The organism is Pseudomonas sp. MN1F (assembly GCF_009391885.1).
In the GTDB taxonomy this organism is placed as follows: Bacteria; Pseudomonadota; Gammaproteobacteria; order Pseudomonadales; family Pseudomonadaceae; genus Aquipseudomonas.
This window is the reverse complement of sequence record NZ_VZII01000004.1, coordinates 1-20117: the sequence shown is the minus strand read 5'-3', so window position 1 is coordinate 20117 and position 20117 is coordinate 1. Positions and strand designations below refer to the sequence as shown.

Here is a 20117-nt window from a genome sequence, read left to right as displayed (position 1 = left end):
ACTGAATCCATCTTAATTTCATGCAACGACGAAAGCCTCAGGAATGAGGCTTTCCTCCGGACAGCATATGTCATTCGAAAAATTCTATAAAAAATTTGGCTTTGACAAATACCCTTTCTCAGCTTTCACCGCAGAAAATGAACTTGAAGACCTAAAGGATATCTTCGTTCAGCCCAGTGCATACTCACCGATTCGGCAGAATATAGAGAGCGGAGCACCTGCATTCATCTACGGGGAGCGAGGCACAGGTAAAACCGTACTTCTTAAAGAGATCACAAACAACAAAAAAACCATCGACATTGACAATTTCTCTTCAGTCCCTGTCGAAAGCTCAAGCGAAAAGATCTATGATCTTTTCCTGATCGGGATAACTAAAAGTTTACTTCTTGACCTATCATCAAAAAGAGTCAGAAAAGCTTTTCTTGCTAACGACGAAAAGATACTGGTCTCATATCTTATAAAATTCTACGCCAACCATACCACGATGGAATTGGCTCACGAGAAGATAAAGTCGATACAGCAAAACCCGCTCAAGGCACTTGCAGTCAAAATCTACAATCCGTTTAGGTCCTTACTAAACAACATTGCCTCATCTACTATCGACATAGCTTCAGATGCGGTACTAAAACACCTAAATCTCCCTTCAACAAACACCTTTGAAGCAAGGGATTTTTTCAAAGAACTCAGCCTTGATAAAATCTCCGACCCGGAGCAAAGCCCCGAAAACTACCATATCCTAGAAAAAACCCTAGCCTTGTATAAAAAAATCAATGGCCAGAAAGCAGTTTTTTGCTTGGACAAAATCGATGAAGATCATCGCTTAGAGAATGACGCTGATAAAATATCGGAATTCATAAAGCCGCTATTCACTGATAACAAATTCTTGCTTCATAGAGATATCCAAATTGTTATCTCCGTATGGTCTATCCCCTTTAATAGAATCCTACCCTATTTCAGGAAGAACAAATTTTGCTGCGAAGAGATAAAGTGGGAAAAAGATGAGCTTGAAAAACTACTTGATACTCGCCTAGGTAGCTTTTCCGGAAGCAAAGTAAGCTCCATGAAATCCATCATGGCAAACCCAAATGACTTCGATAAATTATGGAACATCTCTCATGGCAACCCCCGAGACATGCTCCAAGCGCTCAACTACATATTTAAAGCCCAGCACAAAAGCAATAAAAACTCAGAGCTACTAACTGAAAGCGCTGTACAAACAGGAATTGCAAACTTTGTAAAAGGTTTCAGCTTCTACGAGTACTATCCGCGCAAGAGCACTGCGAGAAAGAATTCAATGGATGTATACTCCTACATCTCGCACCTCTCCAAGCTTGACGCCCCTAAATTTACTGCTAACGCGCTAAACGAACAGGCAAAAACAGGCAGCTCAACTACGAACTATATTGTCGGCATGGAAAGCATTGGCCTGATTGTTAGATGCGAAGAAAAAGGACCAAACGGTAGTACCATGTATGAGATTCGCGACCCTAAAGTACTCTATGCTTTGTCTGAAAAAATAGACATTCGACGAGAGCGCTAGCCAAAAGAGCCATCTATTAAGATGGCTCAGCATCAAATCAGAAAAGTCCTACAGAATTTCAGATTGACCTGTTAAACCGCTGCGTTTTAACTATTGTTCGGCGCCTAAGAAACGCCTCACGTAGCGGTCAATCCGCACCCGACAGATGCGGCTTTTTTGTGCCTGTGGTCTAATCCTGCGCGCAGAAAACGTGTTATGTCGGGAGCGGACTAATACAAGACCCGCAAGGGGAATACGTCCGGTCCACTACGTGGGATTTCTTAGCTCCCGACACCCAGCCCTAAGAAAGCTGAAATCACGTAGAGGTAAGGAAATGCCTATAAAAGCTAGCAATACCCCGCCTTTCGCACATGCATCTGGCGAGTTCAATTCATCCAGGACTACGGAGGCCAACCATGACTGACCTTCGCACCCCCACGCTCTTCACCCGCCACAACCGCCCCCTCCACTCCCTATGGCTCGAATCCCAAGCCTGGTTCTGCGCCCACGAACTCGGCCGGCTGAGCGCTCGCTTCTTCGACGAACACTGCATCCGCAAGCTCGACCCGGACCAGTACCGCAACGTGCAACTGCTGCGCTATGGGCAGTATCAGGAGACCACGATGGTCAGCGAGTCCGGGGCGTATACCTTGCTGGCGCATCATCATGTTCCGGAGAACCGCCATCTGCGCTGGTGGCTGACCCATGAGGTGGTGGCGGTGCTGCGTGATGGCCAGGTGGATGGAGAAGCGGATACACCGCGACTGGGGCGAATGTGCTGGCCTGGAGGGCGGACGGCGACGTTGTTGTATTGGCAGAGTGAGCCTTGGGTGAGGATGCGGGATATGCCGGTGGTGATGGCGGCTGAAGATGCAGAGATGACGCCGATGGTGAAGCGCAGGATGAACTGGCGGGAGTGTGCTCAGCGGGCACTCAGACTACACGGGGTCTAGCTGGGCTGCGCAGGTACTTCGGGAGCGGGCTTGCCCAGCGAAGCAAACGACGCGGTGTCTGGCACCGGCTTCGCCGGCCTCATCGCTGGCAAGGCCAGCTCCCACAAGTACCAAGAGATCCCAGAGCAAACGGAGATCCTGTGGAAGCGGGCTTGCCCGCGAACACCGACGGAGCCGGTGCCATTCGCCACGCCGCTTGATGTGAGCAGTGGGTCATGTATAACGCCCGGGCATGCGACCCCCTCTCAATCATAAGACTTGCTATAGTAGTTTTTATCTCTCATAAGCACTGCTATAGCAGGTCTTAAAATGAACGTTTTTCCCTTGGCATGCGCCGACAGGCTAATGAAAATAGGGCATCTGGCCAAAACCAGGCGCCTTGAACGAAAAATTCGCCAGAAAGACCTTGCCGCTCAGTCCGGATTGTCCATCACCACGCTTGCCAAAATTGAGGCAGGAACGCCGACCGTGGAGATGCGTAGCTACATGATCGCGCTCTGGCACTTGGGCTTGCTCGACGAGGTATTCCAGGACGTGCCGATGTCTTCCCCTGCTTCATTCGCAACTGAACACAGGGTGCGTCTCAAATCGGTGACCGAGAAAGACTTCTGATCGAGGCGGCAGAGTCGAACCTGAAAGGCGTGCAGTAGAGGAGTCTGAGCGGAATGAACTCAAGGGCGAAAAGCAGTTGAAAGGGTCACTACAATCGCTCGGCCGCCTTCCGATAAACCTGATCGCGCTCGCGACGATCAACGGCCACCACAAACACCACCACCTCTTGATCAATGACCTGATAGACCAAGCGGTAGCCACTGCTGCGAAGTTTTATCTTGTAGCAATCGGGCAACGAGCCAAGCCGGTTGGCCTCCACTCGCGGGTTCAGCAGAACCTCGGCCAGCTTCTTCTTGAACTGCTGACGAACCGTATCCCCCAGCTTCTTCCATTCTTTCAACGCACGTGAATCGAAGTCGAGACTATAGGTCATCCAGTTGGACCCTCACGCGCTGCGGGGAGGCAAGTCGCTCCCTCACAATCGCGATCAGGTCTTCGTCTTCCTCAGTCATCAGGACGGGTCGAAAAGGTAGCTTGCCTCGTTCGGCCACGTATTGCAGCGCCTGGCGCATGAGTTCGGAAGGGGTTACGCCCAGCCGTTCTAGTTCCTGGTAAGCGCGGGCTTTGAGTTCGTCATCGACGCGGATATTGATGGACGCCATGGGACGACCCTCCAGGTAAAGACATTCGTCATTACAATGCACTTATCTTAGCCATTGCGCAACTGCTGTCCGTCTTTAAGAACCCTAGGAATGATGGGCCTTCATGGCACCAACTCCGCCGGTGTTCACGGGCAAGCGCGCTACCGCTGGGTGAGGCGCTAGGCACGAGGCTCTGCATAGCCGAAGCAGTTAACGAAAAAAAGGCGCCAGCGGCCATCCATGTGCCCGCTGTCATAGTATGACTTTAAATTCATCCAAGTCCTTGAGCTAGAGCCATCGCCGATGAGTTTTCACTTGACGGCTCGAATTTATTGATCTTCAAAGCGTTGACAGTTGATTTTCGGCTTGATAAAAATCGCCGCAGTTGTACGACAACACATAACAAAAACAATATCAGCGGACCCATCCCATGTCGAAAATCTGCCAGACATCCCTTCCCTTTGCGCTGATCGGCGCCAGCCTGCTCGGCGGCATGCCGGGGATCAGCCTCGCCCAAGGCTTCATCGAAGACAGCAAGGCCGTGCTGGGCCTGCGCAACTTCTACATCAACCGTAACTTCACCAACCCCAGCAACCCGCAGAGCAAGGCCGAAGAGTGGACCCAGAGCTTCATTCTCGATGCCCGTTCGGGCTTCACCGAGGGGCCGGTGGGGTTTGGCGCGGACGTGCTGGGGCTGTGGTCGGTGAAGCTCGATGGCGGTGGCGGCACCTATGGCACCGGGCTGTTGCCACGTCATGATGACGGACGGCCGGCGGATGACTACGGGCGCCTGGCAGTGGCGGGCAAGGCGCGTATCTCCAAGACCGAACTGAAGATCGGCGAATGGATGCCAGTGCTGCCGATCCTGCGCTCTGACGATGGCCGCTCGCTGCCGCAGACCTTCCGCGGCGGCCAGGTGACCTCCAGCGAAATTGCCGGGCTGACCCTGTACGGCGGCCAGTTCCGCGGCAACAGCCCGCGCAACGACGCGAGCATGGAAGACATGAGCTACGGCCGCGGCCTGTCGGACCGCTTCAATTTCGTCGGTGGTGAGTACAAGTTCAACCAGGACCGCACCCTGGTCGGGCTGTGGAACGCGGTGCTCAAGGATGTCTACGAGCAGCAGTACCTGCAACTGAGCCACAGCCAGCCGCTGGGCGACTGGACCCTCGGCGCCAACCTGGGCTACTTCCACGGTGGCGAGGACGGTTCGGAACGCGCCGGCAAGCTGGACAACAAGACCTATTCGGGGATGTTCTCGGCCAAGTACGGCGGCAACACCTTCTGGGTCGGGCTGCAGAAAGTCGATGGCGACACCTGGATGCGGGTCAACGGCACCAGCGGCGGGACCCTGGCCAATGACAGCTACAACTCCAGTTTCGACAATGCCGAGGAGCGCTCGTGGCAGGTGCGCCATGACTTCAACTTCGTGACGCTCGGGGTGCCGGGGCTGACCCTGATGAACCGCTATATCAGTGGCCACGATGTGCGTACCGGGGCGGTGACCGATGGCAAAGAATGGGTGCGCGAGTCGGAGCTGGCGTATGTGATCCAGAGCGGGCCGTTCAAGGACCTGAGCGTGAAATGGCGCAACTCGAGCATTCGTCGTGACTACAGCAACAACGAGTTCGATGAGAACCGGTTGATCTTCAACTATCCGCTGTCGTTGTTGTGATCGCATGGCACGGGCTTGGCCCGTGTTCGCGGCTAAAGCCGCTCCTCAAGGCCCGCGTGGCACCTGAAGGCAACGCTGTACCTGTAGGAGCGGCTTTAGCCGCGATGAGGCCGGAGAATCCCACGCAAACAGCATTGACAACCTCGGAAAGCGCTGCCGATAATCAGCAAAGTCATACGACAACTTACAACAATCACAAGTAGAGCCGCCATGACCACCACCCCCTTCAAGCGCCTGCTGCTCACCGGAGCCGCAGGCGGCCTGGGCAAGGTGCTTCGCCAACGCCTCACCGGCTGCGCCGAAGTCCTGCGCCTTTCCGACATCGCGCCGATGGCCCCTGCCACCGGCCCCCATGAAGAAGTCATCCCTTGCGACCTGGCCGACAAGGCTGCGGTCCATGCTCTGGTCGAAGGCGTCGACGCCATCGTCCACTTCGGTGGCGTGTCCACCGAGCATTCTTTCGAGGACATCCTCGGCCCCAACATCTGTGGCGTATTCCACATCTACGAAGCCGCACGCCAGCACGGGGTCAAGCGCATCATCTTCGCCAGCTCCAACCATGTGATCGGCTTCTACCGCCAGGGCCAGACGATCGACGCCCATGCCCTGCGCCGGCCCGACAGCTACTACGGCCTGTCCAAGTGCTACGGCGAGGATGTCGCCAGCTTCTACTTCGACCGCTACGGCATCGAGACCGTCAGCATCCGTATCGGCTCCTCGTTCGAACAACCACAGAACCCGCGCATGCTCAGCACCTGGCTGAGCTACGACGACCTCACCCAGCTGATCGAGCGCGGCCTGTTCACCGCCGATGTCGGCCACACCGTGGTCTACGGCGCATCCGACAACCGTACCGTCTGGTGGGACAACCGCTACGCCGAACACCTGGGCTACCAGCCCAAGGACAGCTCGGAAGTGTTCCGCGCTGCGGTAGAGGCCAAACCGGCACCCGCCGCCGACGACCCGAGCATGGTCTACCAGGGTGGCGCCTTCGTCGCTGCCGGCCCATTCAGCTGATCCGCGCCCTGCCAGGAGGCTCCAGCATGCATTGCGAACTGATCGTCGACGCCCGCAATGGCACCGGTGAAAGCCCGGTGTGGCACCCCAGCGAACAGGCCCTGTACTGGGTCGACATCCCGGCCCGTCAGCTGCACCGCTGGCAGGACGGCGCCCATCAGGTGTGGCAGGGGGACGAGATACTCGCCTGCATCGCCCGCACTGAACGGGGTTGGCTCGCCGGCATGGAAAGCGGCATCTTCCAGTTGCAGGCCGGGGCTGACGGCAGCCTCGACAGCCGCCTGTTCGCTGCGGTCGAACACCCACAACCAGGCATGCGCTTCAACGATGGCCGCTGCGACCGCCAAGGCCGCTTTTGGGCCGGCAGCATGCTCATGGATATGCAGCAAGGCGCCCACGTCGGCGCGCTGTACCGGGTCGACGGCGAGGGCCGGCTGCACCGGCAGCTCAAGGACATGATCGTGCCCAACGGCCTGGCCTTCAGCCCGGACGGCTCGCGCATGTACTTGTCCGACTCGCACCCCAACGTGCAGAAGATCTGGGCCTTCGATTACGACATCGACAGCGGCACCCCGCACAACCAGCGGCTGTTCGTCGACATGCGCGCCTTCCCCGGCCGCCCCGACGGCGCTGCCATCGATGCCGACGGCTGCTACTGGATCTGCGGCAACGACGCCGGGCAGATCCACCGTTTCACCCCTGACGGGCGCCTCGACCGCTCGCTCAGCGTGCCGGTGAAGAAGCCGGCGATGTGCGCCTTTGGCGGCGCCAACCTCGACACCTTGTTCGTCACTTCGATCCGCCCTGCAGGCAGCGACCTCAGCGACCAGCCCCTGGCCGGTGGCGTGTTCGCCCTGCGCCCCGGCGTCCAGGGCCTGGAGGAACCTGCCTGGCGCGGCTGAACACGACATTGCAGCACCCGACACTCACGCGCGAAACCAGATAATAAAAACCACGGAGTTTCACCATGACCTTCAAACGCAAGCTGCTTCTTGCCGTACTCCCGTTCGCTTTCAGCCTGTCGATGCCAGCTTCGGCACTCGACATCAAGTTCGCCGAGATCCACCCGGCCGGCTACCCGACCGTGGTCGCCGAACAGAACATGGGCAAGAAGCTCGAACAGGCCAGCAATGGCGAAATCACCTTCAAGATGTTCCCCGGCGGCGTGCTCGGCTCGGAGAAGGAAGTGATCGAGCAGGCGCAGATCGGTGCGGTGCAGATGACCCGCGTCAGCCTCGGTATCGTCGGCCCGGTCGTGCCGGACGTGAACGTGTTCAACATGCCGTTCGTGTTCCGTGACCATGAGCACATGCGCAAGGTCATCGACGGCGAGATCGGCCAGGAGATCCTCGACAAGATCACCCACTCCGAATTCAACCTGGTGGCGCTGGCGTGGATGGATGGCGGCTCGCGCAGCCTCTACACCAAGAAGCCGGTGCGCAGCCTCGCTGACCTCAAGGGCATGAAGATTCGCGTGCAGGGCAACCCGCTGTTCATCGACATGATGAACGCCATGGGCGGCAATGGCATCGCCATGGACACCGGCGAAATCTTCAGCGCCCTGCAGACCGGGGTGATCGACGGCGCCGAGAACAACCCGCCGACCCTGCTCGAACACAACCACTACCAGAGCGCCAAGTACTTCACCCTGACCAACCACCTGATCCTGCCGGAACCGGTGGTGATGTCCAAGACCACCTGGAACAAGCTCACCCCCGAGCAGCAGGTGCTGGTGAAGAAGCTCGCCCGCGAGGCGCAGATGGAAGAGCGCGTGCTGTGGGATGCCAAGTCCGCCGCCAGCGAAGAGAAGCTCAAGGCCGCCGGCGTGGAGTTCATCGCCGTCGACACCAAGCCGTTCTATGACGCCACCGCCCCGGTACGCGAGAAGTACGGTGCGCAGTATGCCGACCTGATGAAGCGTATCGACGCGGTCCAGTAACCCCCGCCCCTTTCAAGATGACCTCGGCAGTGCGACGCCCGTCGCCCTGTCGCTTTGGTGATGCCTATGAAAATGCTTTTCCTGAGCGTCAACGACACGCTGTACCGCGCCTGCATCTGGGTCGCCGGGCTGTCGGTGCTGGCGATGACGCTGATCATTCCCTGGGGCATCTTTGCCCGCTACGTGCTCGGCACCGGCTCCAGCTGGCCGGAGCCGGTGGCCATCATGCTGATGGTGGTATTCACCTTCGTCGGCGCCGCCGCCAGCTACCGCGCCGGCGCACACATGGCGGTGGCGATGGTGACCGACCGGCTGCCGGAACCGCTGCGCCGGCTGGTGTCGGTGTTCACGCAGCTGTTGATGGTGGGGGTCTGCGTGTTCATGACCTGCTACGGCTTCAAGCTGTGCGTCACCACCTGGAACCAGTACATGGCCTCGCTGCCCAGCGTGCGGGTAGGCATGAGCTATGCGCCGATCCCGGTCGGTGGCGTGCTGACGCTGATCTTCGTGCTGGAGAAACTCCTGCTGGGCGACCAGAGCCAGCGCAAGGTGGTGCGGTTCGACCTGGTGGAAGAAAACGAGGGGGCGGCGTAAATGGATGCGTTCATTCTGTTGGGCAGTTTCATTGCGCTGATCCTGCTGGGCATGCCGGTGGCCTATGCCCTGGGCCTGTCGGCACTGATCGGCGCCTGGTACATCGACATCCCGCTGCAGGCGATGATGATCCAGGTGGCCAGTGGGGTTAACAAGTTCTCGCTGCTGGCCATTCCGTTCTTCGTGCTGGCCGGTGCGATCATGGCCGAGGGCGGCATGTCACGGCGCCTGGTGGCGTTCGCCGGGGTGCTGGTGGGCTTCGTGCGCGGCGGCCTTTCGCTGGTGAACATCACCGCGTCGACCTTCTTCGGCGCCATCTCCGGCTCGTCGGTGGCCGACACCGCTTCGGTGGGCTCGGTGCTGATCCCGGAAATGGAGCGCAAGGGCTACCCCCGCGAGTTCTCCACCGCCGTGACCGTCAGCGGCTCGGTGCAAGCGCTGCTGACCCCGCCCAGCCACAACTCGGTGCTGTACTCGCTGGCGGCGGGTGGCACGGTGTCGATCGCGTCGCTGTTCATGGCCGGGGTGATGCCCGGGCTGCTGCTGAGCGCGGTGATGATGGGCCTGTGCCTGATCTTCGCCAAAAAGCGCAACTACCCCAAGGGCGAGGTGATCCCGCTGCGCCAGGCGCTGAAGATCGCCGGTGAAGCCCTGTGGGGCCTGATGGCCATGGTGATCATCCTCGGCGGCATCCTGTCGGGCGTGTTCACCGCGACCGAGTCGGCTGCGGTGGCGGTGGTGTGGTCGTTCTTCGTGACCATGTTCATCTACCGCGACTACAAGTGGCGCGACCTGCCCAAGCTGATGCACCGCACGGTGAGGACCATCTCGATCGTGATGATCCTGATCGGTTTCGCCGCCAGCTTCGGCTACGTGATGACCCTGATGCAGATCCCGTCGAAGATCACCACGGCGTTCCTGACCCTGTCGGACAACCGCTATGTGATCCTGATGTGCATCAACTTCATGCTCCTGCTGCTGGGCACGGTGATGGACATGGCGCCGCTGATCCTCATCCTCACCCCGATCCTGCTGCCGGTGATCACCGGTATCGGCGTGGACCCGGTGCACTTCGGCATGATCATGCTGGTCAACCTGGGGATCGGACTGATCACCCCGCCGGTGGGGGCGGTGCTGTTCGTCGGGTCGGCGATTGGCAAGGTCAGCATCGAGGCCACGGTGAAGGCGCTGCTGCCGTTCTACGTGGCGCTGTTCATGGTGCTGATGGCGGTGACCTACATTCCGGCCATCTCCCTTTGGCTGCCGAGCGTCGTCTTGTAACGCTGGTAATTGGGGCCGCTTTGCGGCCCATCGCAGGCAAGCCAGCTCCCACAGGGACCGCGCAGGACTCAGGGCTTGCAACACCCCTGTGGGAGCTGGCTTGCCTGCGATGGGCTGCAAAGCAGCCCCAGGTTCTCAATGCAAACGGATCCTGCACATGGCTGTCCCTTCTTCTGCTGCAAACCTCTTCCCGCGCAAACTGGCCATCGCCCTGCTGGCCCTGCTGGCCTGTTCGTTCGCCGGCAACCATATCGCCGCGCGCATCGCCTTCGACGACGACACCGGCGTGCTGCTGGCCATTCTCTGCCGCTCGGGCATCACCTTGCTGGTGCTGGCCAGCCTGGTGCTGTGGCAACGCCAGCCGCTGGGCCTGCCTGCCGGCACACGGCGCTGGCAACTGCTGCTGGGCCTGCTGATTGCCACCCAGAGCCTGTGCCTGTATTCGGCCGTGGCGCGCATTCCGGTGGCCCTGGCCTTGTTGGTGGGCAACACCTTCCCGATGCTGCTGGCGCTGCTCACCTGGGCCTTGGGCGGCACCCGCCCGACTGGGCGCAGCGTGTTGTTCATGGGCCTGATCCTCTGCGGCCTGGTGCTGGCGCTGGACGTGCCGAGCCACCTGAGCGACAACCACGACACCAACCCGCACTGGGCCATCGGTGTGAGCCTGGCGTTCTGCGCCGCCTGTGTGTTCGCCTGCGCCCTGTGGATCACCGACCACAAGCTGGCCGCCGTGCGCGGCCCGGTGCGCAGCCTGCTGACCTTGCTGATCGTGTTCACCAGCATGCTGGTCGCCGGTATCAGCGGCGTGATGCCGGCCGGCTTGTCGCTGCCTGGCAGCGCCAGCGGCTGGATGGCGCTGGCCAGCCTGGTGGTGCTGTATGGCGTGGCCTTCACCTTGCTGTTCGTCTGCGTGCCGAAGCTGAACATGGCGCAGAACGCGCCGGTGATGAACGTCGAACCCATCGCCACGCTGCTGCTGGGCTGGGCATTGCTCGACCAGCATCTCAGTGGCGTGCAATTGATTGGCGGCGCCGTGGTGGTGTGCGGCATCGTCCTGCTGACCTACCGGAGGCCCTGATGAGCGTCCCCCTGCTGCACCTGCAAGACCGCCTTACCTGCCTGAGCATCGCCCCCGAACTGGGCGCCAGCCTGGTCAACTGGCAGGCCAGCGCCACCGGCCAGGCGCTGCTGCGCCCTGCCGACGAAGCCGCCCTGGCCAGCGGCAACCCGCGGCGCCTGGGCTGCTACCCGTTGGCGCCATGGTCCAACCGCATCGCCGAGGGCGGCTTTCAGCGCCCTGATGGCTGGCTGGCCCTGGCACCGAACACCGGGCATGACCCTTACCCGATCCACGGCAGTGCCTGGCAACAGGCCTGGCAGGTGGAGCACCACAGCGAGCACCACGCCCGCTTGAGCCTCGACAGCACAATACCGTTCGCCTACCGGGCGACGCTTGATGTGCAGCTGCACGAGGGCTGCCTGAACATTGACCTGCAGGTGACGCATCTGGACCCGGCGGCCACCTGGTATGGGTTGGGTCTGCACCCGTACTTCCCGCGCCATCCCGATACACGATTGCATGCACAGGCGCGCACCGTTTGGCTGGCGGAGAATGGAGCGTTGCCGTCACGGCAAGCTGAGATACCTGATCACTGGAACTTCTCAACCGAACAGGCATTGCCGGCAGCCGTGGTCGATCACGCCTTTAGCGAATGGCCTGGTAACTGTGTGATCGAACAACCGGGCGCGGGGTATCGGCTAGTGTGCAACGCTCGCGGAGCCGAACACTTTCTGTTGTTCTGCCCCCATGAACAGCCGTTCTTTTGCTTCGAGCCGGTTAGCCACCCGATCAATGCGCATCATCTGCCGGGGCGGCCGGGATTGAGATTGTTGCAGGAGGGAGAAACAACCAGTCTGGGATTCAGGATGCAATATCAGCCATTGTGACTGCCTGAGATTGGGGCTGCTTTGCAGCCCCGGAATCTCAAACCCTACGCCAATGCTTCAGCCGACGCTTCCAGCGGTTTTTGCGAAGCAGCCCCATTGACCTCGCGGGCGACCTTCCACACCAGCACTGCCGCCACGATATCGAACGCCGCCAGCACCACGAACAATGGGCTGTAGCCGATCTGCGTAACCAGGATGCCAAACACCAGGGTAAACAGCGCCGCGCCCAGGTAACCACACATCCCGCCCATGCCGGTCGCGGTCGCCACCTGGTCCTTGCTGAACGAATCCGAAGTGATCGAATACAGCGCCCCCGACAGGGTCTGGTGGGCAAAGCCGCCAACGCACAGCAGCACAATCGCCATGTACGGGCTTTCGACCAAGCCGATGCAAGCCGGGCCGATCATGCAGCTGGCGCCGAATACCAGCACCATCTTGCGCGAGGTGAACAGCGACACCTTGAAGTATCGATGGAACATCGGGCTCAGGTAACCCCCGAGCACGCAACCGATGTCGGCAGCAAGGAACGGCAGCCAGGCAAACATCGCCACTTCCTTGATGTTCATGTGCCGCTCGGTCATCAGGTACAGCGGAATCCAGGCGTTGAAGGTCTGCCAGGCCGGCTCGGAGAGAATACGTGCCGAAGCGATCGCGTAGAAGTTGCGGGTCTTGAAGATGCGCTTCCAGGCCCCCTTCTCGCGCTGCTCGGCTTTGAAGTGGGCTTCCTGGCCGGACAGGATGTAGTCACGCTCAGCGTCGCTCAGGCGCTTCTGATCACGCGGATGCTTGTACAGCAGCATCCACAGCAAGGTCCACAGCACACCGGACACGCCAACGATGACGAACGCCAGCTGCCAGCCACTGTGCAGGATCGCCCACACCACCAGCGGTGGCGCCAGCAGTGCACCCAAGGACGAGCCAATGTTGAACCAGCCAATGGCGACCGAGCGTTCCTTGGCCGGGAACCACTCGGTGGTGGCCTTGACCCCGGCCGGCAAGCCGGCAGCCTCGGTCATGCCCAGCAACCCGCGCAGCAACGCCATGCTCTGCCAGCCGCTGGCCAGCGCGGCCCCTGCACAGGCCAGCGACCAGGCCAGGGCGAACACGGCGAAGCCCAGTTTGGTGCCGATGAAATCGATGAGCCAGCCAGCGATCGGCTGCATGAGCGCGTAGCACATCTGCCAGGTCGCAACGATCTTGGCGTATTGCTCGGTGGTGATGGAGAGGTCGGTCATCAGCGTGGGGGCTGCCACCGAGAGGGTATTGCGGGCGAGGTAGTTGACGACGAGCCCGGCCGTGACAAGGCTGACCATCCACCAACGGATGCCTTTGATCTTCATGGTTCACCTGAATCTTGTTTTTAGAGTGACGGGTGATCGGCCTCATGCGCCGGCAGGGCGAAATGAGACAAATTGTTTCAGGCGAAGATTGCCACGTCATAGGTCATCGTACAACAACAATTATTCATGACCCGTCAAAAGGGTGCTCTTGCTGCAAGCCTATGGGTAAACCAGCTTAGTTGTACGACCTCGTCGCTCAGTCCAATTGCCGGGCTCGCAGGTCCTGCGCCAGCATGTCGATGAACGAACGCACCTTGGCCGAGCCGTACTTGCTCTCACGGTGCAGGATATGGATCGGCCAGGGAGCCTCCTCGTAATCGGCGAGAATGACCTGCAACTGGCCGCTGGCCAGTTCATCGACCACTTGGTACGACAGCAGCCGGGCGATGCCCAACCCGCCCACTGCCGCAGCGATCGCGCCATCGTTGCTGGTGACTGTCAGCCGCGGCTTCATGCGTACCAGGGTCGGCTCATCGGCCAGGCCGAAGCGCCAGCCAGCGCGCGGCGAGAGGGTGGTAGTGGCGATCACCGCATGTTCCGGCAAGTCCGACGGGTGCTGCGGCTCGCCCATCCGCGCGAGGTAGTCGGGCGATGCGCACAGCATCCGCCGCACCCGGCCCACGCGCAGCGCCTTGAGGCCGGAGTCGGGCAGCGGCCCGATGCGCACGGCCACGTCCATGCCCTCCTCGACCATGTTCACCACGCGGTCGAGGAAGTACGCCGACACATCGACTTCGGGGTATTGCTGCAGGTAGCGCACGATGCAGGGCATGACGAACTTCTTGCCGAACAGGATCGGCGCGGTGACCGCCAGTTCACCCTTGGGCGTGGCGTTGATACCGGCCGCGGCTTCGTTGGCTTCGTGGATGCTGGCGAGGATGTGCCGGGTGTGCTCCAGGTAGCGGCTGCCTGCCTCGGTCAGGCGCACGCTGCGGGTGGTGCGCAACAGCAGCTTGACCCCGATCTGTTCTTCGAGCGCGCTGACCGCACGGGTGACGGCGGCGGGCGAGATGTCCAGGCGGCGGGCGGCAGCGGCGAAGCTTTCGAGCTCGCCGACGGCAACGAACACCCTCATCAGGTGGATCTGGTCCATGCGCGCTCCTGGGCATCGGGGGTGTCGGCATTATCCGTTATTTGCGTTGCCTGTGCCGGCCTCACAGCTCCAGCACCAACGCCTGGGCCGGCACCGCACAACAGATCAGCGCAGTCCCCTCCTCCGGCATCTCGGCAGGCGGATTCGGGTAATGCACTTGCCCACTCACCACCTTGGTCTTGCACGTCCCGCACGACCCACCCCGGCAACTGAACTCCGGCGACAGCCCGCGTGCCTCGGCCAGCTCCAACAAGGTGCCAGCACCAGGCGCCCAACGCGCCTCCTTGGCAGAGCTGGCGAAGTACACCGGCACCGGCTCGCTGGCAGGCGGAGGCTGTTGCAGCGTGGGCCGGTTGTCGTCGCCATGCCGCCGCAGCGTCGATGGCCCGAACGCTTCGGCACGAATGCGGGCATCCGGCACATGCACGCTGCGCAGCCCCTCGTACACGTCCTGGGTGAAGCTGGCCGGACCGCACAGGTAGAAGTCGTAATCGTCCAGCCCCAGCGTTGCCTTGACCTGCTCGATACCCAAGCGCCCTGTGTGCTCATAGTCACGCCCTTGCACCGCTTCAGCCTCAGGCTGGCTCAACGAACGATGCACGCTCAAACGTGCACCGGCTCGCTGACGCAATTCGGCCAGTTCCTGCTGGAACGGCAGATCACTCAGGCTGCGGGCACCGTGGAACAGATGGATGCGCCGCCCCTGCTCGTTCGCCAACAGCTCGCGCAGCATGGCGATCAATGGTGTGATGCCCACGCCCGCACCGATCAGCACCACAGGCCTGTCGCTGGCGCTATCCAGGGTGAAGCTGCCCATGGGCAGGCGCACCTCCAGCCTGTCCCCTGCCCTGACATGCTCATGCAGATAGCGCGACGCCGGGCCCTGCGCCTTGACGCTGATCCGCAGGTAGCCATCGGACGGCGCGCAGGACAGGCTGTAGGTGCGAATCAGCGGTGCATCGGCCCCCAGCGGGATACGCACGGGAATGTGTTGGCCTGGCGTGAACGCGACCGGCTCATCCACAGCGAAATAGAACGAGCGGATATCGCGACTCTCCTGCTCCACGCGCGCCACCCGCCAGGCCAGCCACTGGCGCTGCCGCTCACGTTGCTGAAGGCGCTGCTCCGCCTCGGCCCAGGTGCCGGTCAGCAAGCTGGTTGGCGCGTATTCCTCAAAGGCCCAGCGCAAACTCACCGCTGCACGGCGCAGTACCACGTGCTCGATGTCCAGCGTCCACAGCCGCTCGGCGCCCTCGAACGCGGTGATCAACGGGCTGTCGAGTATCACCTCGGTGCGCCCGGTCACTTGCAGTACATCACCGCTGCTGAAATCGACGAACAACAACCCGGCGAGCGGGTTCTCCAGCAGGTTGCCGAGGGTATTGAAATGCAGGTTGCCGGCATAATCGGGAATGCTCAGGCGGTTGCCTTCAACCCTGACGAAGCCAGGGCGGCCGCCACGGTGCGAGACGTCCACCGAACGTTGCCCGTCGGCGTGATCGATGTAACTGGCGACGAACAAGGTATCAGCGTTGGCGATCATCTGGGTGGTCGTTGCATCCAGCCCTTGCGCATCGCTCCGCCCTTGCGAAGGTTCATCGACGCGGCGGTATCCGCGCAGCTGGATGTACTGCGGGCAATTGCCGAAAGCCTGCTCGACCCGCACCTCCAGCGCCCCACCCGCCGTGTGAGCGATCAGCCCGTTAATGCGGTTGCGCCGGCGCGAATGTAGCTCGATGCCGAGCAGCCCGATCGCCTCGCCATCAGCCAGCCCGGGCGTTGCCGGGTCGTCGCTGGCCAGGCGGGTGTCTATCCGCAATTGCCGCGGGTCGGGCGAGCTGACGAAGCCTTCCGGGCCTTCGAGCAGCGTCGCCCAAGGCCTGCCGGCCTGGTCCACAGCGCCGGCGACGATGAACGGCAGCTGCTGGTAGAACGCGCGGTGCTGGTCGGGCATGTAGTCACGAATGACCTTCTGCCCGAACACTTCCATGCGCTCTGAAACACCGACCTGTTCCTGCAGGCGCTTCTCGCCGGCATGCCAGGGCGAAGTGCGATGACGGGGGAGTTGCTGCATGGCGGCAGTCCTCGTGTGGAGTAGCGGCTCAGATGGTGGTCTGCAAGCCAGCGGCAGTGCGCGGCATGGCGACGAAGCCAGGCAACGCTTCTATCCGGGCCAGCCAGGCGCGCACGTTGGGATAGGGTTCCAGCGAGACATTGCCCTCGGGGGCGTGGGCGATGTACGAGTAGTTGGCAACATCGGCGATGGTCGGCTCATTGCCGGCGAGGAACGCCGACTTGGCCAGTTCGGCATCCATTACCTTGAGCAAGGTGTGCGCGCGACCGATGACTTCGTCGGCGTTGAACGAAGCGCCGAACACCGTCACCAGGCGGGCGGCTGCAGGGCCGAAGGCCAATGGCCCGGCGGCAACCGACAACCAGCGCTGTACGCGGGCGGCATTCACCGGGTCATGGGGGAGCCACTTGCCCGCCTTGTCGTAGGTGCTGGCCAGGTAGACAAGGATGGCGTTGGAATCGGCGATCACAGTGCCGTTGTCATCGATCACCGGCACCTGGCCGAACGGGTTGAGGGCGAGGAAATCTGGCTGCTTGTGCGCGCCTTTGGCCAGGTCGACGAACACCAGCTCGGTAGGCAGGCCGAGCAGCGACAGCATCAGCTCGATGCGGTGGGCGTGGCCAGACTTGGGGAAGTTGTAGAGTTTGATCATGGGTTGGGCTCCAGGGTTGGCACCGGGGTGGTGCCAGGTGGAGCCCATCCTGCGCTGATTCGGCTGGCAGCAGAATCAGTGCCGGGGACAAACCATAATTTCGCCTAGCGAAATAATCGACGGATCAGTGCCGCGACTGCTTCTGATAGCGGTACAAGCCCCGCGCAGCCTCAATCACATGCGGCACGCAAGCCTGCAACTCATCGAAGCTCATGGCATCGAGCAACTCGAAGTTGTCTTCAAGCCCATGCAGTGAAATCGCCTTGAGCAGCTGATCCTGCTCTGCTGGCAACTCGCCCCAAGCCGCGACCTGCGTGCCGCGCATGTAGCCGAAGCACCACTCCTCCATGATGATCGCCGGCCCTTCCTCGGCCTCGCTCTCCTCGAACAACGGCTCGAAGCCTTCGAGGTCCTCCGCCAGTTGCTCGGCGACCTGGTAGGCATAGCGCAACATCAAGGCGGTGTAGGCCTCCTCATGGGCGGGTTTCTTGAACTTCGGTACCTTGCCGCCAGCGACGGTGGGCAGCCATTGCTCTGGCAGCACGTCGACCGGCGAGCTGGCCAGGGCGGTGAAAAAACCGTTGAGCTCGGCCAGGTTGAGCACCGAATAATCGTTGCCGTAGGTGATCAGCAGGTCTTCGAGGCGGGCGAGTTCTTTTTCGCTGAGGGCGGGGAGCATGTGCGGGTGTCCTGGGGTGAAGATTAGCGTGCACCCTAGCACATGGGGGATCGGGTCTGCAGAAAGCATTCGCGGCGGTTAGGTGCCCCGATGAACCCGCCCCCTCAGGGATTGCACAACTATCAAACGCTGTGCAGTCTCTGTGGGGGCGGGTTCATCGGGGCGCCGAACCGCCGCGAACAGGACGCTAAGGCTTATACCGCCAGCGCGCGCTCACGCAGCTCGCTGTTGAGGATGCGGTCGTTTTCGCTGTAGTCGACCGGGCAGTCGATCACGTGCACGCCAGGGGTCTTGATGCAGTGCTCGAGCAGCGGCAGCAAGGCTTCGGCGCTTTCGACGCGGTGACCATTGGCACCGTAGGCTTCGGCGTACTTGACGAAGTCCGGGTTGCCGTAGTCCAGGCCGAAATCGGTGAAGCCCATGTTGGCCTGCTTCCAGCGGATCATGCCGTAGCCGTCGTCACGCAGGATCACCACGGTGATGTGCATGCCCAGACGCACCGCGGTTTCCAGCTCCTGGCTGTTCATCATGAAGCCGCCGTCGCCGCACACCGAGATTACCGGGCGATCCGGGTAGACCAGGTGCGAAGCCATGGCCGATGGCAGGCCGGCGCCCATGGTCGCCAGGGCGTTGTCCAGCAGCACGGTGTTCGGCTTGTGCGCCTTGTAGTTGCGGGCGAACCAGATCTTGTAGATGCCGTTGTCCAGGGCAACGATGCCTTCGGATGGCAGCACACGACGGATGTCGGCGACCAGACGCTGCGGGTAGACCGGGAAGCGGTTGTCGTCGGCGCCTTCGGCGATTTGCGCTTCGTTGGCTTCACGGATGGCCATGAGGCGGGTGAAGTCCCAGTGCGCGGTGTCGTTCAGCGCTTCGCTGATCTGCCACACGGCGTTGGCGATGTCACCGATCACTTCGACCTGCGGGAAGTACACGGCATCGACTTCGGCGGAGCGGAAGCTGATGTGGATGACTTCGGTGCCGCCACGGACCATGAAGAATGGCGGCTTCTCGATCACGTCGTGGCCGATGTTGATGATCAGGTCGGCCGCTTCGATGGCGCGGTGAACGAAGTCACCGGACGACAGCGCAGCGTTACCCAGGAAGCGCGGGTGGCGCTCGTCGACCACACCTTTACCCATCTGGGTGGTGATGAACGGGATACCAGTCTTGTCGATCAGCTGCTTGAGGACCTTGGCGGTCATCTTGCGGTTGGCGCCGGCGCCGATCACCAGGATCGGGCTGCGAGCCTTCTTCAGTTTCTCGACGGCGGCTTCGATGGCCACGTGCTCGGCCAGCGGGCGACGGTGCAGGCTGCGCGGGATCGGCAGGGCGTCGGTCTGCTCGGCGGCGATGTCTTCCGGCAGCTCCAGGTGCACGGCGCCGGGCTTTTCTTCCTCAGCCAGGCGGAATGCTTCGCGCATACGGGCCGGGATGTTGTCGGCCGAAGCGAACTGATGGGTGTACTTGGTGATGGGGTCCATCATGCCGCACACGTCGATGATCTGGAAGCGGCCCTGCTTGGACTTCTTGATCGGCTTCTGGCCGGTAATCATCATCATCGGCATGCCGCCCAGGTAGGCGTACGCACTGGCGGTTACCAGGTTGGTTGCGCCAGGGCCCAGGGTCGACAGGCTGACGCCGGTCTTGCCAGTCAGGCGGCCATAGGTGGCAGCCATGAAGCCCGCAGACTGCTCGTGGCGGGTCAGTACCAGCTTGATCTTCGACTTGCGCAGGGATTCCAGCAGGTCGAGGTTTTCCTCACCAGGAATGCCGAACACATACTCGACACCTTCGTTTTCCAGGCATTGCACAACGACATCGGCGGCCTTGGCCATCTTGCTTGTAACCTCAAGTGATCGGACGGTGGAGTCCAGAAATGCGCAGCACGGTACGCTGGCATCGCTCGGTTCGGGGGCCAGGATTGCCCCGAACTTAAGTCTTGACGCAGCTTAAGCGCAAACAAGTCACGTTAATTTGCGAGAAATATTGTCGCACCGTACAAACGGTGCAGATAGGAGGATACAGACAAAAGACATTTGGCTGCAGCGTCATAGCGCCGCATTGCCGGTGGGCGGAAAAGACAAAACCCCTACCTGCATGTGCAGATAGGGGTTTTGCGAAATGAATCTTGACGATGACCTACTCTCACATGGGGAAA

At 61.0% G+C, this 20117-nt stretch carries 19 protein-coding genes; 11 read left to right on the top strand and 8 right to left on the bottom strand.

Annotation, left to right across the window (positions count from 1 at the left end):
• Nucleotides 1–67: 67 nt before the first annotated feature.
• The 3 genes from F6X59_RS01575 (at nucleotide 68) to F6X59_RS01565 (ending at nucleotide 3084) form a co-directional block, all read left to right on the top strand.
• Nucleotides 68–1540 carry a P-loop ATPase, Sll1717 family gene (locus F6X59_RS01575; RefSeq protein ID WP_152954094.1) on the top strand — a complete coding sequence of 491 codons (1473 nt, stop codon included), beginning with the start codon at nucleotides 68–70 and terminating at the stop codon, nucleotides 1538–1540.
• Nucleotides 1541–1935: 395 nt separating this feature from the next.
• The gene (locus tag F6X59_RS01570; RefSeq protein WP_152954093.1) at nucleotides 1936–2472 is read left to right on the top strand and encodes a Bro-N domain-containing protein; all 537 of its coding nucleotides are present in this window, start codon (nucleotides 1936–1938) and stop codon (nucleotides 2470–2472) included.
• Nucleotides 2473–2781: 309 nt separating this feature from the next.
• Nucleotides 2782–3084: a helix-turn-helix domain-containing protein gene (locus F6X59_RS01565; RefSeq protein WP_152954092.1), complete on the top strand. Its 303-nt coding sequence runs from the start codon at nucleotides 2782–2784 to the stop codon at nucleotides 3082–3084.
• Nucleotides 3085–3172: 88 nt separating this feature from the next.
• Here the strand turns inward: F6X59_RS01565 and F6X59_RS01560 are convergent, their stop codons facing one another.
• Together F6X59_RS01560 and F6X59_RS01555 are read right to left on the bottom strand one after the other, a co-directional pair.
• Complete coding sequence (locus tag F6X59_RS01560) at nucleotides 3173–3457, bottom strand: type II toxin-antitoxin system RelE/ParE family toxin (RefSeq protein ID WP_152954091.1); 285 nt, start codon at nucleotides 3455–3457, stop codon at nucleotides 3173–3175.
• A complete protein-coding gene (locus tag F6X59_RS01555) occupies nucleotides 3447–3686 on the bottom strand; it encodes a type II toxin-antitoxin system RelB/DinJ family antitoxin (RefSeq protein ID WP_103449480.1) in 240 nt (79 codons plus the stop codon). The genes F6X59_RS01560 and F6X59_RS01555 overlap by 11 nt, the downstream gene beginning before the upstream one ends.
• Before the next feature lie 409 nt (nucleotides 3687–4095).
• Between F6X59_RS01555 and F6X59_RS01550 the strand changes: the two genes are divergently transcribed.
• The 8 genes from F6X59_RS01550 to F6X59_RS01515 all read left to right on the top strand — a co-directional run bounded on the left by F6X59_RS01550 (nucleotide 4096) and on the right by F6X59_RS01515 (nucleotide 12118).
• Nucleotides 4096–5340 (top strand): OprD family porin, encoded by a 1245-nt coding sequence (locus F6X59_RS01550; RefSeq protein ID WP_152954090.1) that lies wholly within the window; start codon nucleotides 4096–4098, stop codon nucleotides 5338–5340.
• A gap of 210 nt (nucleotides 5341–5550) precedes the next feature.
• Nucleotides 5551–6357, top strand: coding sequence for an NAD(P)-dependent oxidoreductase (locus F6X59_RS01545; protein ID WP_152954089.1), 807 nt, complete (start codon nucleotides 5551–5553; stop codon nucleotides 6355–6357).
• 26 nt (nucleotides 6358–6383) lie between these two features.
• Nucleotides 6384–7259, top strand: a complete 876-nt coding sequence (locus F6X59_RS01540) for an SMP-30/gluconolactonase/LRE family protein (protein ID WP_152954088.1) — start codon at nucleotides 6384–6386, stop codon at nucleotides 7257–7259.
• Nucleotides 7260–7324: 65 nt separating this feature from the next.
• Nucleotides 7325–8296 carry a TRAP transporter substrate-binding protein gene (locus F6X59_RS01535; RefSeq protein WP_152954087.1) on the top strand — a complete coding sequence of 324 codons (972 nt, stop codon included), beginning with the start codon at nucleotides 7325–7327 and terminating at the stop codon, nucleotides 8294–8296.
• A gap of 66 nt (nucleotides 8297–8362) precedes the next feature.
• Nucleotides 8363–8890 (top strand): TRAP transporter small permease, encoded by a 528-nt coding sequence (locus F6X59_RS01530; RefSeq protein WP_152954086.1) that lies wholly within the window; start codon nucleotides 8363–8365, stop codon nucleotides 8888–8890.
• Nucleotides 8891–10171 carry a TRAP transporter large permease gene (locus F6X59_RS01525; protein WP_152954085.1) on the top strand — a complete coding sequence of 427 codons (1281 nt, stop codon included), beginning with the start codon at nucleotides 8891–8893 and terminating at the stop codon, nucleotides 10169–10171. It abuts the gene before it with no gap.
• A gap of 157 nt (nucleotides 10172–10328) precedes the next feature.
• Nucleotides 10329–11249 carry a DMT family transporter gene (locus F6X59_RS01520; protein ID WP_152954084.1) on the top strand — a complete coding sequence of 307 codons (921 nt, stop codon included), beginning with the start codon at nucleotides 10329–10331 and terminating at the stop codon, nucleotides 11247–11249.
• Nucleotides 11249–12118, top strand: a complete 870-nt coding sequence (locus tag F6X59_RS01515; RefSeq protein WP_152954083.1) for an aldose 1-epimerase — start codon at nucleotides 11249–11251, stop codon at nucleotides 12116–12118. The genes F6X59_RS01520 and F6X59_RS01515 overlap by 1 nt, the downstream gene beginning before the upstream one ends.
• Nucleotides 12119–12162: 44 nt before the next feature.
• Here F6X59_RS01515 and F6X59_RS01510 read toward each other — a convergent pair whose 3' ends face one another.
• The 6 genes from F6X59_RS01510 to F6X59_RS01485 all read right to left on the bottom strand — a co-directional run bounded on the left by F6X59_RS01510 (nucleotide 12163) and on the right by F6X59_RS01485 (nucleotide 19794).
• Nucleotides 12163–13458, bottom strand: a complete 1296-nt coding sequence (locus F6X59_RS01510) for an MFS transporter (RefSeq protein ID WP_152954082.1) — start codon at nucleotides 13456–13458, stop codon at nucleotides 12163–12165.
• 196 nt (nucleotides 13459–13654) lie between these two features.
• Entirely contained in the window at nucleotides 13655–14551 is an 897-nt protein-coding gene (locus F6X59_RS01505) for a LysR family transcriptional regulator (RefSeq protein WP_152954081.1), read from the bottom strand.
• Nucleotides 14552–14612: 61 nt separating this feature from the next.
• Nucleotides 14613–16625, bottom strand: coding sequence for a pyridoxamine 5'-phosphate oxidase family protein (locus F6X59_RS01500; RefSeq protein WP_152954080.1), 2013 nt, complete (start codon nucleotides 16623–16625; stop codon nucleotides 14613–14615).
• A gap of 28 nt (nucleotides 16626–16653) precedes the next feature.
• Nucleotides 16654–17277 carry a glutathione S-transferase family protein gene (locus tag F6X59_RS01495; protein ID WP_152954079.1) on the bottom strand — a complete coding sequence of 208 codons (624 nt, stop codon included), beginning with the start codon at nucleotides 17275–17277 and terminating at the stop codon, nucleotides 16654–16656.
• A gap of 124 nt (nucleotides 17278–17401) precedes the next feature.
• The gene (locus tag F6X59_RS01490) at nucleotides 17402–17956 is read right to left on the bottom strand and encodes a UPF0149 family protein (protein ID WP_152954078.1); all 555 of its coding nucleotides are present in this window, start codon (nucleotides 17954–17956) and stop codon (nucleotides 17402–17404) included.
• Nucleotides 17957–18150: 194 nt separating this feature from the next.
• Nucleotides 18151–19794, bottom strand: coding sequence for an acetolactate synthase large subunit (locus tag F6X59_RS01485; protein WP_152954077.1), 1644 nt, complete (start codon nucleotides 19792–19794; stop codon nucleotides 18151–18153).
• Nucleotides 19795–20117 lie beyond the last annotated feature (323 nt).

What these genes read in the sequence shown, in the direction of transcription:
- F6X59_RS01575 (WP_152954094.1), top strand. Translation starts at nt 68, where the DNA reads ATGTCATTCGAAAAATTCTATAAAAAATTTGGCTTTGACAAATACCCT.
- F6X59_RS01570 (WP_152954093.1), top strand. Translation starts at nt 1,936, where the DNA reads ATGACTGACCTTCGCACCCCCACGCTCTTCACCCGCCACAACCGCCCC.
- F6X59_RS01565 (WP_152954092.1), top strand. Translation starts at nt 2,782, where the DNA reads ATGAACGTTTTTCCCTTGGCATGCGCCGACAGGCTAATGAAAATAGGG.
- F6X59_RS01560 (WP_152954091.1), bottom strand. Translation starts at nt 3,457, where the DNA reads ATGACCTATAGTCTCGACTTCGATTCACGTGCGTTGAAAGAATGGAAG.
- F6X59_RS01555 (WP_103449480.1), bottom strand. Translation starts at nt 3,686, where the DNA reads ATGGCGTCCATCAATATCCGCGTCGATGACGAACTCAAAGCCCGCGCT.
- F6X59_RS01550 (WP_152954090.1), top strand. Translation starts at nt 4,096, where the DNA reads ATGTCGAAAATCTGCCAGACATCCCTTCCCTTTGCGCTGATCGGCGCC.
- F6X59_RS01545 (WP_152954089.1), top strand. Translation starts at nt 5,551, where the DNA reads ATGACCACCACCCCCTTCAAGCGCCTGCTGCTCACCGGAGCCGCAGGC.
- F6X59_RS01540 (WP_152954088.1), top strand. Translation starts at nt 6,384, where the DNA reads ATGCATTGCGAACTGATCGTCGACGCCCGCAATGGCACCGGTGAAAGC.
- F6X59_RS01535 (WP_152954087.1), top strand. Translation starts at nt 7,325, where the DNA reads ATGACCTTCAAACGCAAGCTGCTTCTTGCCGTACTCCCGTTCGCTTTC.
- F6X59_RS01530 (WP_152954086.1), top strand. Translation starts at nt 8,363, where the DNA reads ATGAAAATGCTTTTCCTGAGCGTCAACGACACGCTGTACCGCGCCTGC.
- F6X59_RS01525 (WP_152954085.1), top strand. Translation starts at nt 8,891, where the DNA reads ATGGATGCGTTCATTCTGTTGGGCAGTTTCATTGCGCTGATCCTGCTG.
- F6X59_RS01520 (WP_152954084.1), top strand. Translation starts at nt 10,329, where the DNA reads ATGGCTGTCCCTTCTTCTGCTGCAAACCTCTTCCCGCGCAAACTGGCC.
- F6X59_RS01515 (WP_152954083.1), top strand. Translation starts at nt 11,249, where the DNA reads ATGAGCGTCCCCCTGCTGCACCTGCAAGACCGCCTTACCTGCCTGAGC.
- F6X59_RS01510 (WP_152954082.1), bottom strand. Translation starts at nt 13,458, where the DNA reads ATGAAGATCAAAGGCATCCGTTGGTGGATGGTCAGCCTTGTCACGGCC.
- F6X59_RS01505 (WP_152954081.1), bottom strand. Translation starts at nt 14,551, where the DNA reads ATGGACCAGATCCACCTGATGAGGGTGTTCGTTGCCGTCGGCGAGCTC.
- F6X59_RS01500 (WP_152954080.1), bottom strand. Translation starts at nt 16,625, where the DNA reads ATGCAGCAACTCCCCCGTCATCGCACTTCGCCCTGGCATGCCGGCGAG.
- F6X59_RS01495 (WP_152954079.1), bottom strand. Translation starts at nt 17,277, where the DNA reads ATGATCAAACTCTACAACTTCCCCAAGTCTGGCCACGCCCACCGCATC.
- F6X59_RS01490 (WP_152954078.1), bottom strand. Translation starts at nt 17,956, where the DNA reads ATGCTCCCCGCCCTCAGCGAAAAAGAACTCGCCCGCCTCGAAGACCTG.
- F6X59_RS01485 (WP_152954077.1), bottom strand. Translation starts at nt 19,794, where the DNA reads ATGGCCAAGGCCGCCGATGTCGTTGTGCAATGCCTGGAAAACGAAGGT.